The sequence below is a fragment of the Azospirillum sp. UFLA03-27 genome (assembly GCF_059803775.1).
On the sequence record NZ_JAUQTX010000040.1, the window covers coordinates 1 to 15,664 of the forward strand.

Below are 15,664 nucleotides of genomic sequence, written 5' to 3' on the forward strand. Positions count from 1 at the left end.
GTTATAGTCTCGTGGGCTCGGAGATGTGTATAAGAGACAGGTGTGGGGAGGCGTCGTCATGGCGGCAAGACATAGGGCGAACCGGGACGCCGATAAAGGCCTGCCGATAAAGGGGCACCCGCGGGGGCGCTGGCGAAGTCCCGCCCGCTTGCGCTAGGGTGCGCGGACCATCACCAGAAAGCCCCGACCAGGAAGCCTTGACATGAACGGACCGCGGCGAATCGGCCAGACCGTCCCCGAGGTGGCCGGAAAGGCGCTGGGCAAGCGCGGGCTGGCCTTCGGCTCGCTCATCAACGACTGGCCGTCCATCGTCGGCCACCAGCTGAGCCTGCGCACCGCCCCCGACAAGCTGAGCTTCCCGCGCGGCAAGCGCGAGGACGCCGTCCTGCACATCCGCGCCATGGGCGCCATCGCGCTGGAGCTTCAGCATCTGGAACCGCAGATCGTGGAGCGGATCAACAGCTTCTTCGGCTACCGCGCGGTGGCGAAGATCAAGCTGATCCACGCCGCCCCGCTGACCATACAGAAGCCGACGTTGCGCCCGCGCGACCTGACCATGGATGAGGAATTGTCGGTGATGACCACCACCGCCACGGTGGAGGACGAGGAATTGCGGGCCACGCTGGAGCGCTTCGGGCGGTCGCTGCTGGCCCGCCCGCGTCCGGCGCCGCGCCGCCGCTAGCCGTCATGCGACCCCTTGGGGCAGGAGCCGGCTCGGGCTGGGCCATACTCTTGCCGCAAAAGGGGAGTTTCGATTATACCATCAACATCTGGTAGGGATGAGGCCAAAGTGAACCGCAACCTTTTGGGCATCGTTGCTCTGATCGCGGTCGGCATGACGCTGATCGTCGGGCTCGCCGTGGTCGGCTCCCGGCCGTCGAACGGACAGACTCTGCCGGTGCAGCCGCCCGTGCAGACGGCGCAGGCTCCGGCAGCCTCGACCGCCGACCTGCTGGCCGACCGGGTGCTCGGCAACCCCAACGCGCCGGTGACGATCCTCGACTATTCGTCGATGACCTGCCCGCACTGCGCCGCCTTCCACACCGAGACGCTGCCGAAGATCAAGGAAGCCTACATCGACACCGGCAAGGCGAAGCTGATCTTCCGCGACTTCCCCTTCGATCAGGCGGCGCTGCGCGCCTCCATGCTGGCCCGCTGCGCCCCGGCGGAGCGCTACTACCCGCTGCTCGACGTGCTGTTCAAGAGCCAGGGCCAGTGGAGCCGCGCCGCCGACCCGGTCAAGGCGTTGGCCCAGTACGGCAAGCTCGCCGGCATGAGCGAGCAGGTCATCAACGCCTGCATGGCCAACCAGGCGCTGGCCGACGGCATCCTGCAGAGCCGTCTGGTCGGCCAGGACAAGTACAAGGTGGAGGCCACCCCGACCTTCGTCCTCAACGAGGGCGCGGCCACCATCAGCGGCGCTCAGTCCTTCGAGACCTTCGCCGCCGCCATCGACAAGCTGGTGAAGTAAGGACCGGGCAGAAGGCTTCGATCCCGTGCACTTCACGCGCCTCCGCCTGTCCGGCTTCAAGTCGTTCGTCGACGCCACCGATCTGGTGATCGAGCCGGGCATGACCGGCATCGTCGGCCCCAACGGCTGCGGCAAGTCGAATCTGGTGGAGGCGCTGCGCTGGGTGATGGGGGAAACCTCCGCCAAGCGCATGCGCGGCGACGACATGGACGACGTCATCTTCGGCGGCACGGCCAATCGTCCGGCGCGCAATCTGGGCGAGGTCGCCCTCCTCATCGACAACCGCACGCGCACCGCCCCCGCCGGCTTCAACGAGCACGACGAGCTGGAGGTGACGCGGCGGATCGAGCGGGGCAACGGCTCCGACTACCGCATCAACGGCAAGCTGGTGCGCGCCCGCGACGTCCAGCTCCTTTTCGCCGACAACGCCTCGGGCGCCGGCTCCCCGGCACTGGTCAGCCAGGGCAAGGTCGGCCAGATCATCAACGCCAAGCCGCAGGACCGCCGCATGCTGCTGGAGGAGGCGGCGGGCATCACCGGCCTGCACTCCCGCCGGCACGAGGCGGAGCTGCGGCTGCGGGCGGCCGAAGCCAACCTCATGCGCCTCGACGACGTGATCGGGGCCATGGACACCCAGCTTCAGAGCTTGAAGAAGCAGGCGCGGCAGGCCGCCCGCTACCGCAACCTGTCGGAGCAGATCCGCAAGGCGGAAGCGGTGCTTTGGCACCTGCGCTGGATTGCCCATGAGGGCGAGCTGGCCCGCGCCCGCGGCGCCTTCGCCAAGGCCGAGGGCGCGGTGCGGGAGCTGATGCTGGCGGTCACCCAGCTGACCACCCGCCGCACCGACGACGCTGCCGGGCTGCCGGAAAAGCGCCAAGCCGAAGCGGCGGCGGCGGCGGCCCTGCAACGGCTGATCATCGCCAAGGAACAGCTCGACGCCGAGGAGAAGCGCGTTGCCGAGCAGCAGCGCGCCCTGCTCTCCCGCCTTCAGCAGATCGCCGGCGACCTCGGCCGCGAGGAGGCGCTCGCCGCCGACGCCGGGGACGCCCTGGCCCGGCTGGAGGCCGAGCGCGACCGGCTTCTCGAAGCCCAGGCCGACGAGGAGATGCTGGAGGAGGCCGCGCGGGAGGCGCTGGCCGATGCGCGGGAGGCAGTGGACGCGCTCGACCGCGAATTGACCCGCCTGACCGAGCAGACCGCCGCCGACGAGGCGCGCCGCGCCGCCACCCAGCGGCAGGTCGCTGATTTTGAAACACGGGCCTCCGGGCTCGCCAAGCGCCTCGCTGAGCAGCAGGCGCAGCGCGACGCGCTGGAGCGCGAGATCGCTGCCCGCGCCGACGTGGCCGAATCCGAGCTGGCCGTCGAGCTGGCCGAACAGCGGCTGGAGGACGCCCGCGAAGCCGCCGATCGTGCCGAGCGCGCCAAGACCGACGCCGAACCCGCCCAGGCCCGCGCCCGCGAGGCCCTGCAGGCCGCCGAATCCGCCCGTGCCAAGCTGAAGGCGGAGGAGAAGGCGCTGGCTGAACTTCTCTCCGCCGGAGCCGGTGACCTGTTTCCGCCGCTGGTCGATGCGGTGACCGTCGCTCCCGGATATGAGGGCGCCCTGGCCGCGGCGCTGGGCGACGCGCTGACCGCCCCCCTGGACGAGGCGGCTCCGGTCCACTGGCGCCACTTGCCGCCCTACCCCGATGCCGCTGCGCTGCCCGTCGGGACCGAACCGCTGGCCGACCGCGTCCAGGGACCGGAGGCCGCCGCCCGTGCCCTGTCGCACATCGGCGTGGTCGCCGACGACGCGGCGGGTGCGGCTCTTGCCGCCGGCCTCGCCCCCGGCCAGACCCTGGTCAGCCGCGATGGCGGGGCATGGCGCTGGGACGGGCTGACCGTCCAGGCCGGCGCGCCGACCGCCGCCGCCGTCCGCCTGAAGCAGCGCAACCGCCTGAACGAGCTGCGCGGCGAGCTGGACCTCGCCGACGAGCGGCTGGAGGTCGCCCGCGACACCCTGGACGAGGCCAAGCGCGCCGTGGAGGAGGCCGCCCAGGCCGACCGCCGCGCCCGCGACGCGGTGCGCGACGCGTTCGCCGGGGTGACCACCGCCCGCGACCGCCACGCCAAGCTGGCCCGCGAGGCCGACGCCGCCGCGTCGAAGCTGGCGGCGGTGGTCGAAGGCATCGCGCGGCTGGACACCGACCGGCAGGAGGCCGAGGCCGCTCTGGAGGAGGCACGGGAGCTGCTGGACGCCCTGCCCGACCCGCGCGAGGGCCGCGACGCCGTCAACGACCGCCGCGCCACGCTCGCCGAGCACCGCGCTGTCCTCTCCGAGAAGCAGAACGCGCTGGATCGCCTGACCCGTGAGGCGCAGTCCCGCCGTCAGCGCTTGTCCGCCATCCAGCAGGACGTCGCCTCCTGGGGCACCCGCTCCGCCGGGGCTGGCGGACGCGTGGCCGAGTTGAAGCAGCGCGCCGCCGCCGCCGAAACAGACCTCGCCCAGTTGCAAAGCCGACCGGCGGCGATCGAGGCCGACCGGCAGGCCCTGCTCGGCCGGATCAGCGAGGCCGAGCGTGCCCGCAAGCGCGCCGCCGATGCCCTGGCCGATGCCGAGAACCGGCTGGCCGAGACCGAGAAGCTGCTGAAGCAGGCCGAGTCCGGTTTGGCCGATGCCCGCGAGGCCCGCGCCCACGCCGAGGCCGCCGTCTCCGCCGCTCTGCAGAACGGCCAATCCCTGACGGAGCGCATCGCCGAGCGGCTGAACTGCCGCCCCGAGCAGACCCGCGCCGCCGCCGACCTTCCTCCCGACGAGGCGATGCCCGACGTGGCGGTCGTGGAATCGCGCCTCGACAAGCTGACCCGCGAGCGGGAGAACATGGGTCCGGTCAATCTGCGCGCCGAGATCGAGGCGGCGGAACTGGAAACGCAGATCGGCACGCTGCAGACCGAGCGCGAGGATCTGGTCAGCGCCATCGCCCGCCTGCGCCAGGGCATCGCCAGCCTGAACCGCGAGGCGCGGGAGCGTCTGGTCGCCTCCTTCGACACGGTGAACCGCAACTTCCAGGAGCTGTTCATCCGCCTGTTCGGCGGCGGCAAGGCGCATCTGGAGCTGGTCAACGCCGAGGACCCGCTGCAGGCCGGGCTGGAGATCTACGCCAGCCCGCCGGGCAAAAAGCTTCAGGTGCTGTCGCTGCTGTCCGGCGGCGAGCAGGCCTTGACGGCGCTGTCGCTGCTGTTCGCCGTCTTCCGCTCCAACCCCGCCCCGATCTGCGTGCTGGACGAGGTGGACGCGCCGCTGGACGAAGCCAATGTCGGCCGCTTCTGCGATCTGGTCGAGGACATCGCGCGGGAGGGCAACACCCGCTTCCTCATCATCACCCACCACCGCCTGACCATGGCGCGCGTGGACCGGCTGTTCGGCGTGACCATGGTCGAGCGGGGCGTGTCGCAGTTGGTCAGCGTGGACCTGCAGAAGGCCGAGGAATTGCGCGGGGCGGCGTAACCGGCTCCAATTCCCATTCTCTGGCTTTCACGGCTTCATTCCGCTCTCCCGGACGCATAAGATAAGGCGGATGAATGACCGGCCGGTCGCCGGAAAGGGAGAATGGACGTGGAACGGGTGGATTACCTGATCGTCGGCGGCGGCATGGCCGGCGCCTCGGCGGCCTATGAGCTGGCGGCGCACGGCAGCGTCGCCGTTCTGGAACGGGAGAGCCAGCCCGGCTACCACTCCACCGGACGGTCGGCGGCGCTCTACACCCAGACCTACGGGCATCCGGTGGTCCGTGCGCTGACGGTGGCGAGCTGGAATTTCTACACCAACCCGCCGCAGGGCTTTTCGGAACATCCCCTGCTGACTCCGCGCGGCGTCCTGCTGATCGGGCGCGCCGACCAGAGCGCTGCGCTGGACCGCGACTTTGCCGAAGGCCGCCGGCTGACCCCGACCGTGGAGCGCCTCGACCGCGCCCAGGCACTTGCCCGCGCCCCTTTCCTCAAGGCCGATTATGTGGATGGTGCGGTGTGGGAGCCGGCGGCCATGGACATGGACGTCCACGCCATCCACGGAGGCTATCTGCGCGGCTTGAAGGCGCGTGGCGGCCGGCTGGTGACCGACGCCGGAGTGACGGCGCTGGAGCGGCGCGACGGGATGTGGATCGCCTCGACCCCGGCGGGCGACTTCGCTGCCCCGGTGCTGGTCAACGCCGCTGGCGCCTGGGCCGATGTTCTGGCGGGGATGGCCGGGGCGCGCCCCGTCGGGCTGGTGCCGAAGCGGCGCACCGCCATCACCTTCGATCCCGTATTTGCCGATCCCGTGTTTGCCGATCCCGTGTCCGCCGACCCGGCGAACGGGGCGGGACTCGCCGGCTGGCCGATGACCATCGACGTGGACGAGCGGTTCTACATGAAGCCGGAATCGGGCCGGCTGCTGCTCTCCCCCGCCGACGAGACGCCCGTGGAGCCCTGCGACGTGCAACCGGAGGAGATGGACATCGCCGTCGCCATCGACCGCATGGAACAGGCGGTGCGGTTTTCCGTTCGACGTATCACGCACAAATGGGCGGGCCTGCGCAGCTTCGTCGCCGACAAGGTGATGGTGGTGGGCTACGACGAGTCCGCGGCCGGCTTCTTCTGGCTGGCCGGTCAGGGCGGCTACGGCATCCAGACGGCGCCGGCCATGGGCCGCACCGCGGCGGCCCTGGCGACCGGACGCGAGCTGCCGGCGGAGGTTGCGGCGCTTGGCGTGCGTGTGGAGGATCTGGCGCCGGCCCGGCTGCGGCGCCCCTGACGGGAGACACGGCGATGCGCGGAACGATGAGCGGAAGCGGTTTCGTTGCAGTTCTTCTGGTTGGCGGCCTTCTGGGCGGCTGCGCCAACCCGGCCGCCGATCAGGCGATGGTCGCGCAGAACGCGTTGGTCGGCATGCCGAAACAGACCCTGTTGTCCTGCGCCGGGGTTCCCGAACGCCAGGCCACCGCCGGAGACCTGGAATTCTTCACCTACCGCAGCAACCGTCTGATCTCCTACCCGGCCTGGGGTGGCTACGGCGGTTATTGGGGCTATCCCTACGGCGCCTGGGGCGGCTACGGCTACGACGTGACCAGCGTCGACTGCGAGGCCACCTTCACCCTGCGTAACGGCGCGGTGGAGCGTATTGTCTATGGCGGATCGTCCAGCGGCGGAAGCCGACTCGGCCAATGCTACGTGATCGTACAGAACTGCCTGGCGCAAGTCCCTTCCCAGTCCCCACAACCCTCCATGGCCCCAGCGCGGTAAGAGTTCCAGTCCATGCGACAACTCGTCGCTGTTGCAAAGCCGCCTCACTATGACGTTTTGGTTGAGGTGGCATAGCAACCCTAAAAAAACTCTGGTAATACATCTCCAGGCTTTAAGCCAAAAAAACGACATCAGCTAATTCTGCCCTGGAGCGAATCCCATGACTTTCCTGAAGCGCGCCGCCGCCGCCCTGCTGGCGACCACGGCTCTCGCCGCCGTTTCCTCCCCGTCGCTGGCCCAGGATTTCAAGGGCAAGTCCGCCGGTGACATCCTGGTGCGCGCGCGCGCCCTGGCCGTGATCCCGCAGGAAAATGGCGACCTGATCGGCGGCGGTCCGTTCGGCGGCAGCAACATCGGCAGCGTGGACATCGAGAACGACTACATCCCCGAACTCGATGTCTCCTACTTCATCACCGACAACATCGCTCTGGAGCTGATCGCCGGCACCACCCGTCACAAGGTTTCCGGTTCGCTGATCACCGGCCACGACATCGACGTGGGCAAGGTGTCGCTGCTGCCGCCGACCCTGACGGCCCAGTACCACTTCTTCACCAAGGAGCGTGTCAGCCCCTACGTCGGCGCCGGCATCAACTACACTTGGTTCTACGATGAGACCGCCGCGCGGAGCACCAACGCGGACGGTTTCACGACCAACACCGTCGACTACAAGAACCGCTTCGGCTGGGCCCTGCAGGCTGGTGTCGACGTTGCCCTGACCGGCAACTGGTCGCTGAACCTCGACGTCAAGAAGATCTTCCTGAAGACCGACGTTACCGCCAACGTCAGCGGCGTTCCGGTCACTTCGGACGTCAAGATCGATCCGTGGCTGATCGGCATCGGCGTCGGCTACCGCTTCTAATCGGCTTGTTCGGAGCCTCTCGCGGGAGGCTTCGCGAAACCGCTGGATTCAGGCCGGTTACCCCGAAAGGAGTAGCCGGCCTGTTCCTTTTTGCGACTTCCTTGAGCGGCGACAGTGGAGGAGCATTCCCTTTCGCGAATCCGCGCGGGAGGAAGCACAACCATGCACATTGCCGCCGTCTTGAAAAGGAAGGGCACGGAGATCATCACCGCCAGTCCGGACGACCGGATCGACGCGGTCGCCCGCAAGCTCGCCCATCACAAAATCGGCGCCGTCCTGGTGATGAAGGATGACGGCCGCCCCGCCGGAATCCTGTCGGAACGCGACATCGTCCGCGCCGTGGCCGCGGATGGGGCCGCCGCCCTGGAGCGGCCCGTCGGCGATCTGATGACCCGCGACCTCGTTACTGGAAGCCCGGCCGACACGGTGTCCCAGATCATGAGCGTGATGACGCAACGCCGCATCCGCCATCTTCCGATCCTGGAGGACGGCGAACTCGTCGGGCTGGTCAGCATCGGCGACATCGTGAAGGCGCGGCTGGACGACGCGGAACTGGAGGTCGAGTCCCTGCGCGGCTACGTCGCCGGAATGGGCTGAGACTCAGCCCATCATCCCATAAACGAAAACGCCCGCGGACGGTCCCGCGGGCGTTTTCAAAGGTAGGGCAGCCGAACGATCAGGCAGAGTGCGACTGCGGGAAGGCCATGGCGGCCTGGGTGCGGTTGCGCACACCCAGCGACTTGAAGATCGCCGTCATGTGGATCTTCACCGTGCCTTCCGACAGGCCCAGCTCATGGGCGATCTGCTTGTTGGACTTGCCTTCGCGCAGGCGGTCCAGAACCTCGCGCTGACGTTGGGTCAGCAGATGGTCGAGTTGCGGGTCGCTGGGCGGAATGGCGCCGACGCGCACCTCCGCCTCCCCGGATTCACGCAGCACGGTCGGCGGCACATAGACGCCACCGGAGAAGATGAGATCCAGCGCACTGAGCATGATCTTCACGCTGGAGGATTTCGGGATGTAGCCTGCGGCGCCATGCTCCAGCGCGTCGCGAACATCGTGATGCGCCTCGGACGCCGACACGACCACGACCTTGGAGTCGGGCTGCTTTTCCCGCAGGTCTTGGATGCCGGAGAAGCCGGGCCAACCGGGCATGCGCAGATCGGTCAGGACAAGATCGTAGGTCTCGCCCTTGCCAGCCTTTTCCAGAAGCTCATCAAAGTTGCTGGCTTCCTCAAAGCTGGCTCCCTCCTTCAGCTGCTCGAGCAGCCTGCGCAATCCCTCCCGGAAAAGCACATGGTCGTCTCCGATCAGGATTTTCATCTGGTGGTGCCCCCGTACTCAGTGCTTTCAATGGTCCGAACGTACAGCCCTGACACAAGGCCAGTGTTCCAACCCTCAGTTTCGGAAAAAATGCAGGTCATTTTCAAGCATCATATGACCCAATTCCAAAAGGTATAGAAAGTCCTTATGCAGGGTAATGTCACATCAGATGTACCACGTTCCGGTGGGGGTGGACAACCCGAATTTAACCTTTGTCACATGGCAGGCTCTGAGCAATGGCATTGCTGCGTGACAGCAATATCCATTTTACGCGACGTCCGCCCATGACGAAAGTGAGCACGAATGTATCAAGCCATAGGCTTGCTCATGACAAAGAACCGTCGTTTTCGTACTTTCTATCTTTCGCATCTCTCGAAGCGAAAGGGCCGGAACGGGTGAAGCATACACCGATCCCGGCCCAAAGACATAGACCCCGTAAGGCTGATCCTCAGAAGGCGGCCTCGTCCATCTCCATCAGGGAACTGGACCCCGCCATGATGATGACGAACAGGGCGTTGGTCTGCGGCAGCAGTTTCGCGGTGTAGAATCGGGCCGTCCTGATCTTGGCCTCAAGGAAGGCCGCATTGCCATCCCCCGCCGCCAATTTCGCCTTGGCGGCCTTGACCATCCTCAGCCACATCCAGCCAAGCGCCACCAGACCGAACAGCCGCAGATAGTCGGTGGCGGCCGCCCCCGCCTCCTCCGGGTCCTTCATTCCCTTCTGCGCGATGACGGCGGTCGCCTGCTGGAGCTTGGCGAAGGCCTTGGCGAGCGGCAGGACGAATTCGGCCAGCTCCTCCGTCTCCATGTCGGCCTCGATCTCGGCACCGACGGGGTGGAAGAAGCGGCGCAGCAGCCGGCCCATGTCCTGCGGCAGCTTGCGCCCCACGAGGTCCAGCGCCTGGATGCCGTTGGTGCCCTCGTAGATCTGGCAGATCCGGGCGTCGCGGACATACTGCTCCACCCCGGTTTCCCAGATGAAGCCGTGGCCGCCATGCACCTGCACGGCGATGTTGGCCGACTCGAAGCCGATGTCGGTGAACAGAGCCTTGACGATCGGCGTCATGAGCTGGACGAATTCGTCCGCCTCCTTGCGCGTCTTTTCGTCCGCGTGCTTCTCCGCCACGTCCAGCTTGTAGCCGACCAGCGCCCCGAGCGCGCGGGCGCCCTCGGTGTAGGCGCGGGCGGTCAGCAGGTTCCGCCGCACGTCGGGATGCACGATGATCGGGTCGGCGGGCTTGTCGGGGTGCGCCGTGCCCTTCAGCGAACGGCCCTGGAGCCGCTCCCTAGCGTAGGCCACCGCGTTCTGGTAGCTGACCTCGGCAACCCCCAGCCCCTGGATGCCGACGGCGAGGCGGGCCGCGTTCATCATCACGAACATCGCCCGCATGCCCTTGTGCGGCTCGCCGACCAGCCAGCCGGTGGCGTCCTCGAAGTTCATGACGCAGGTCGCCGACGCCTTGATGCCCATCTTGTGCTCGATGGAGCCGCAGGCGACGCCGTTGCGCGGGCCGACCGTGCCGTCGTCGTTGGGCAGGAACTTCGGCACCAGGAACAGGCTGATGCCGCGCGTCCCGGCCGGCGCGTCGGGCAGGCGCGCCAGCACCAGATGCAGGATGTTCTCGGTCAGATCATGCTCGCCGGCGGAGATGAAGATCTTCGTGCCGGTGATGGCGTGGCTGCCGTCCTCCTGCGGGACCGCCTTGGTGCGGATCAGCCCCAGGTCGGTGCCGCAATGCGGCTCGGTCAGGCACATGGTGCCCGCCCAGGTGCCGTCGACCAGCCGGCCGAGGAAGCGCTGCTTCAATGGGTCCGACCCGTAGGTGGAGAGCGCGTTGTAGGCGCCCAGCGACAGGCCGGGATACATGCCGAAGCTGAGGTTGGCGGAGCAGATGAACTCCTCCAGCATGGTGTTGACCAGCTTGGGCAGACCCTGCCCGCCATAGGCCGGGTCGCAGGACAACCCCTGCCAGCCCGCCTCGATGTAGGTGCCGTAGGCCTCCTTGAAGCCCTTGGGCGTGCGCACCACGCCGTTCTCGAAGGTGCAGCCCTCGCCATCGCCGGACTGGTTCAGCGGGAACAACACCTCCTCGCACAGCTTGGCGCCTTCCTCCAGGACCTGGGCGATCAGGTCGGGGGTGGCGTCCTCGTAACCCGGCAGTTCGGCCAGCTTCCCCGCCCCGACGATCTCGTCGAGAACGAAGCGGACATCCTCCAGCGGAGCCTTGTAGATCGGCATTGCTCAGTCCTCCCCCATCAGTTCCGCAGCGGCTTGCCGGTGGTCAGCATGTGCTCCACCCGGTCGATGGTGCCCTCGGTGCGCACCAGCTCCATGAAGGCCCGGCGCTCCAGCGCCAGCATCTGGTCCTCGGTCACCGGCTGGGTGACGTCGGCCTTCGGCCCGCCGGTCAGGATGCCGGCCAGCTTGCCGCAGACCACCATGTCGTGCGGCGTCGCCTTGCCCTGAAGCGCGAAGCCTTCCAAGAACAGCTCCAGCGCGGCCCGCCCGTTGGGACCGGGGAGCGTGTAGGTGACCTTCTCGGGTGGGGTGTAGTGTGTGGCCAGCTCCAGCGCCTTGGCCTTGGCGTCGGCCAGCAGTCGGTCGCGGTTCATGGTGATGCCGTCGCCGGGGCGCAGGTACAGCAGGTCCTTGGCCTCCGCCGCCGACTTGGCGACCTTGGCGAGGCTGATGGTCTCGAAGGCCTCGGCGATCGGCGGCATCGGCCCCTTCGGAGTCCGCGGGTTGGCGGCGTAGCGGGCCAGCATCTCCGTGCAGCCGCCCCAGCCGGGGATCAGCCCGACGCCGACCTCGACCAGTCCCATGTACGTCTCGGCGTGGGCCTGCACATGGTCGGAATGCAGCAGGATCTCGCAGCCGCCGCCGAGCGCCATGCCGCTGGGCGCCGAGACCACCGGGAAGGGAGCGTATTTCAGGGCGCGGTAAGTGCGCTGCCCGCCCTCCACCAGCTCCTCGATCTGCGGCCACAGCCCGACGTTGAGGGCGAACAGGGCGAGGCCAAGATTGGCGCCGACCGAGAAGTTGTCGGACTCGTTGTGGATGACCAGGGCCTTCCAGTCGCCTTTCCCATCGCCGATCAGCGTCATCGCCTTGCCGTAGGCGGCCATGACGTCGCCGTCCAACGCGTTCATCTTGCTGGTGAACTCGACGCACAGCACGCCGTCGCCGATGTCCCACAGGCTGACCGAGCCGTTCTTCCACACCGGCTTCGACGCCCGCTTGATGTCCGACAGCAACAGCACGCCGTCGGGACGCACCACCCTGTCGTAGAGACCGGCGGTGGTCAGATGCTGGAGCTTGCCGTCCTCCACCCGGTAGAAGGGCCGCCCGGCGGCCTGTTCGACCAGCGGCGGGACGGGGATGCCCTCGCTGCGGCAGAGGTCGGCGAACCAGGCGGTGCCCAGGCGGTCGATCAGCTCGAACGGACCCTGCTTCCAGTTGTAGCCCAGCCGCATCCCCTCATCGACCGCGACGATGCTGTCGGCAATCTCCGGCACCAGCGACGCGGCGTAGGACAGCGTGTGGGCCAGCACCCGGCGGGCGTATTGGCCGGTCCTGTCGGGGAAGTCGGCCAGCGCCCGCAGGTCGCGCCCGGCGGCCGACACGCTTTCCAGCCTCGGCTTGTCGGAGCGGCGGTAGGCGCCGGAGGACAGGTCGATGGCCTCCTTGACCTTGGCGCCGCCCTCCCGGTTCAGGCGGTAGAAGCCGCCCTTGCCCTTGCGGCCCGTGTAACCCTCCGCGATCATCCGGGTGATGACGGGGTGCTCGCGGAAGACGGCGCGGTAGGGGTCGTTCTCTGGCAGGGTCGCCAGCAGGCTCTTCGCAATGTGCGGCATCAGGTCGAGTCCGACGAGATCGACCAGACCGAACACACCGGTCTTCGGGATACCCATGGGACGGCCCACGATGGCGTCGGCCTCCTCCACCGTCAGGCCGAGATCGACGGCGGCGTTGATCGCCGTCTGGATCCAGTAGACGCCGATGCGGTTGGCGATGAAGCCTGGCGTGTCCTTGCAGCGGACCACGCCCTTGCCCAGCGCGCGGTCGCAGACGTCGGCGACGGCGGCCAGCACGTCGGGCCGGGTGGCCTCGCCGCCGACGATCTCCAGCAGCCGCATGTAGCGCGGCGGGTTGAAGAAGTGGGTGATGAGGAAGTCGCGCTTGAAGGCGTCCGACTGCCCCTCGACCAGCACGCCCAGCGGGATGGTCGAGGTGTTGGACGACACCACGGAGCCTTCCTTCCGCACCGGGTCGATGCGCCGGTAAAGGTCGGCCTTGACCGCCGGATTCTCAACGATGGCCTCGACGATCCAGTCGACGTCGGCCAGCAGGGCGAGGTCGTCCTCCAGATTGCCCGGAGTCACCAGCTTGGCGTTCTTCGCGTGCATGAAGGGCGCGGGGTCGGTCTTCAGGAGCCTCTGGATGGCCCCCTTGGCGATGGCGCCGCGGTCGTCACCCTCCTTGGCGGGGATGTCGAGCAGAACGACGGGGATGCCGGCGTTCGCGAAATGGGCGGCGATGCCGCTGCCCATCACGCCGGAGCCGATCACGGCGGCGCGTTTGATCTGCATGGTTGGTGCCTCCCTGTGCCGCCGCCGTCAGACCGCTTCCAGGACCGTGGCGATGCCTTGGCCGCCGCCGATGCACTGGGTGGCGAGGGCGAACTGCTTGCCCTCGCGCTTCAGCAGAGCCGCGGCCTTGCCGGTGATGCGGGCGCCAGTGGCGCCGAGCGGGTGGCCGAGCGCGATGGCGCCGCCGTCGAGGTTTACCTTGGCCGGGTCGATGTCGAGGTCGTGCATGCAGGCGATGGCCTGGGCGGCGAATGCCTCGTTCAGCTCGATCACGTCGATGTCGCGGATGGACAGGCCGGCGCGCGCCAGCGCCTTCTGCGCCGCCGGGACCGGGCCGAGGCCCATCACCTCCGGCGCGCAGCCGGCCACCGCGACCGAGCGGATGCGGGCGAGGATCGGCAGGCCGTTGGCCTTGGCGTAAGCCTCCGTCGTCACCAGCACCGCCGAGGCGCCGTCCGTCAGCGGGGAGGAGGTGCCAGCGGTGACCGAGCCGTCGGCCAGGAAGGCGGGCTTCAGGCCGCTCAGCGTCTCGCCGCTGGTGCCGGGGCGGATGCAGCCGTCGCGCTCCACGAGGCCGGTGGCGGTCTGGATGGCGACGATCTCCTCGGCGAGGCGCCCGGCCTGCTGGGCCGCGGCGGCCTTGGCATGGGACTCGGCAGCCATCGCCTCCTGGTCGGCGCGGGAGATCTCATAGCGGCGGGCCACGTTCTCCGCCGTGACGCCCATCGAGCAGTAGGCTTCCGGATACTGGTCCTTCAGGCCCGGATGGGGCAGCGGGTTGTAGCCCATCATCGGGACGCGGCTCATCGACTCGATGCCGCCGCACAGGAAGACCTCGCCCGCCCCCATCTGGATGGCGCCCGCCGCCTGGTGGATCGCCTGCATGGAGGAGCCGCAGTAGCGGTTGATCGTGGTGGCCCCGGCGGTCAGCGGCAGCTTCGCCAGGAAGGACACGGTGCGGGCGATGTTCATGCCCTGCTCGCCCTCGGGAAAGGCGCAGCCGACGACCACATCCTCGATGTCCTGCGGGTTGACGCCCGTGCGCTCGACCAGCGCCGCGGCGACATGGGCCAGCAGGTCATCGGGGCGGACCTTCGCCAGCTCGCCCTTGTTGGCGAAGGCGAAGGGGGAACGGGCGTAGCCGGCGATGACGACCGGATTGGCGGGCGTGGTCAAAGGCGCCGAGGTCATGGTTGCGAGTCCTCCGGGGTGTGCGTCTCCGTGATTCCGTTCTTGCGGAAATGGTCGGAGATCTGGATGTCGATGATGCGCAGCTCGCCCAGCGTCTGCTGGACGTCCTGAAGCTGCCGTTCCAGGTCGGCGATGCGGCGGCGGGCGATGCGCTGCATGAAGCGCATCTGCTCCTTCTGGATCTCGTCCGCGTCGTAGAGGGTGAGGAATTCCTTGATCTCGGCGAGGCTGAAGCCCAGCCGCTTGCCCCGGCAGATCAGCGCGAGGCGCGCGCGGTCGCGGTGGCCGTAGACACGGGCGGTGCCGTCGCGCTGCGGCGCCAGCAGCCCTTCGTCCTCGTAATGGCGGATGGTGCGGTGGGTCAGCCCGAATTCGTCGGCCAGTTCACCGATGGCGAAGGAGCGCCCGGCACCGTCCGCGCCGGGGTCCAGCCCGATATCCAGCCCGACGTCGGCGCGCGTGCCCAGCCCCATCAACCTTGCGGGTTGCGACATTCCCCACCCTTCCCTTGATCGTCACGGGTTGACGTTTACGTAAAGGTAAGGTGCCTGCCATGCGCTGTCAAGCGGGCTGCCCGCTCCCATTCGGGCGCCCTCCTGCTGTCCATCCGGGGTGCGGCGCGGGCGCGCTGTGACAGCATGCCACGGGCGATGAGCCTGCCCAGCTATGGCAGGCTCGGATCACTCAACAAAAAAGCCGCCGGCGAACCCGGGCCAGGAATGGCCGGGCGCAACGGCCGGTTACAGGGCAGGACAAACCGGAGTAACGGCAAGCAGGGTTGGGACAGCCGATGTCGTCGCGCGCCATCGTATCGCTGGGCGTTTGGATACTCGCCATGGTGCTGATCGGCACTTTGACGGTCGGGGTCGCGTTGCTGTTCTACGTGGCGCTGACCGCCTTCTTCGCGGTCGTGGTGGTCATCATGATGATCATCTCCCGCCACCGCGAGGACGAGCACAAAAAGATCGTCTGA

At 68.1% G+C, this 15,664-nt stretch carries 13 protein-coding genes; 8 read left to right on the forward strand and 5 right to left on the reverse strand.

Features of this window, described 5'->3' with window-relative positions:
• Positions 1–202: 202 nt before the first annotated feature.
• The 7 genes from Q4I23_RS08820 (at position 203) to Q4I23_RS08850 (ending at position 8,186) form a co-directional block, all read left to right on the forward strand.
• On the forward strand, positions 203–682 hold the full coding sequence (locus tag Q4I23_RS08820; RefSeq protein ID WP_498525967.1) for a DUF721 domain-containing protein: 480 nt from the start codon (positions 203–205) through the stop codon (positions 680–682).
• Between the two features lie 108 nt (positions 683–790).
• Entirely contained in the window at positions 791–1,471 is a 681-nt protein-coding gene (locus Q4I23_RS08825) for a DsbA family protein (protein ID WP_498525968.1), read from the forward strand.
• Positions 1,472–1,496: 25 nt separating this feature from the next.
• Entirely contained in the window at positions 1,497–4,958 is a 3,462-nt protein-coding gene (gene smc, locus Q4I23_RS08830) for a chromosome segregation protein SMC (protein WP_498525969.1), read from the forward strand.
• A 102-nt stretch (positions 4,959–5,060) separates the two neighbouring features.
• Complete coding sequence (locus Q4I23_RS08835; RefSeq protein ID WP_498525970.1) at positions 5,061–6,242, forward strand: NAD(P)/FAD-dependent oxidoreductase; 1,182 nt, start codon at positions 5,061–5,063, stop codon at positions 6,240–6,242.
• Between the two features lie 26 nt (positions 6,243–6,268).
• A complete protein-coding gene (locus Q4I23_RS08840) occupies positions 6,269–6,730 on the forward strand; it encodes a hypothetical protein (RefSeq protein ID WP_498525971.1) in 462 nt (153 codons plus the stop codon).
• 160 nt (positions 6,731–6,890) lie between these two features.
• Positions 6,891–7,589, forward strand: a complete 699-nt coding sequence (locus tag Q4I23_RS08845) for an OmpW/AlkL family protein (protein ID WP_014198347.1) — start codon at positions 6,891–6,893, stop codon at positions 7,587–7,589.
• Positions 7,590–7,751: 162 nt separating this feature from the next.
• The gene (locus Q4I23_RS08850; RefSeq protein ID WP_454017052.1) at positions 7,752–8,186 is read left to right on the forward strand and encodes a CBS domain-containing protein; all 435 of its coding nucleotides are present in this window, start codon (positions 7,752–7,754) and stop codon (positions 8,184–8,186) included.
• Between the two features lie 79 nt (positions 8,187–8,265).
• Here Q4I23_RS08850 and Q4I23_RS08855 read toward each other — a convergent pair whose 3' ends face one another.
• From Q4I23_RS08855 to Q4I23_RS08875, 5 genes are all read right to left on the reverse strand, one after another.
• A complete protein-coding gene (locus Q4I23_RS08855; RefSeq protein ID WP_237905191.1) occupies positions 8,266–8,910 on the reverse strand; it encodes a response regulator in 645 nt (214 codons plus the stop codon).
• A gap of 448 nt (positions 8,911–9,358) precedes the next feature.
• Positions 9,359–11,149, reverse strand: coding sequence for an acyl-CoA dehydrogenase C-terminal domain-containing protein (locus Q4I23_RS08860; RefSeq protein WP_498525972.1), 1,791 nt, complete (start codon positions 11,147–11,149; stop codon positions 9,359–9,361).
• A gap of 17 nt (positions 11,150–11,166) precedes the next feature.
• Positions 11,167–13,500 (reverse strand): 3-hydroxyacyl-CoA dehydrogenase/enoyl-CoA hydratase family protein, encoded by a 2,334-nt coding sequence (locus tag Q4I23_RS08865; protein WP_498525973.1) that lies wholly within the window; start codon positions 13,498–13,500, stop codon positions 11,167–11,169.
• A gap of 27 nt (positions 13,501–13,527) precedes the next feature.
• Entirely contained in the window at positions 13,528–14,691 is a 1,164-nt protein-coding gene (locus Q4I23_RS08870) for a thiolase family protein (RefSeq protein ID WP_498525974.1), read from the reverse strand.
• Positions 14,688–15,185: a MerR family transcriptional regulator gene (locus Q4I23_RS08875; RefSeq protein ID WP_498525975.1), complete on the reverse strand. Its 498-nt coding sequence runs from the start codon at positions 15,183–15,185 to the stop codon at positions 14,688–14,690. The genes Q4I23_RS08870 and Q4I23_RS08875 overlap by 4 nt, the downstream gene beginning before the upstream one ends.
• 296 nt (positions 15,186–15,481) lie before the next feature.
• Between Q4I23_RS08875 and Q4I23_RS08880 the strand changes: the two genes are divergently transcribed.
• Positions 15,482–15,664, forward strand: a complete 183-nt coding sequence (locus tag Q4I23_RS08880; RefSeq protein WP_454017057.1) for a hypothetical protein — start codon at positions 15,482–15,484, stop codon at positions 15,662–15,664.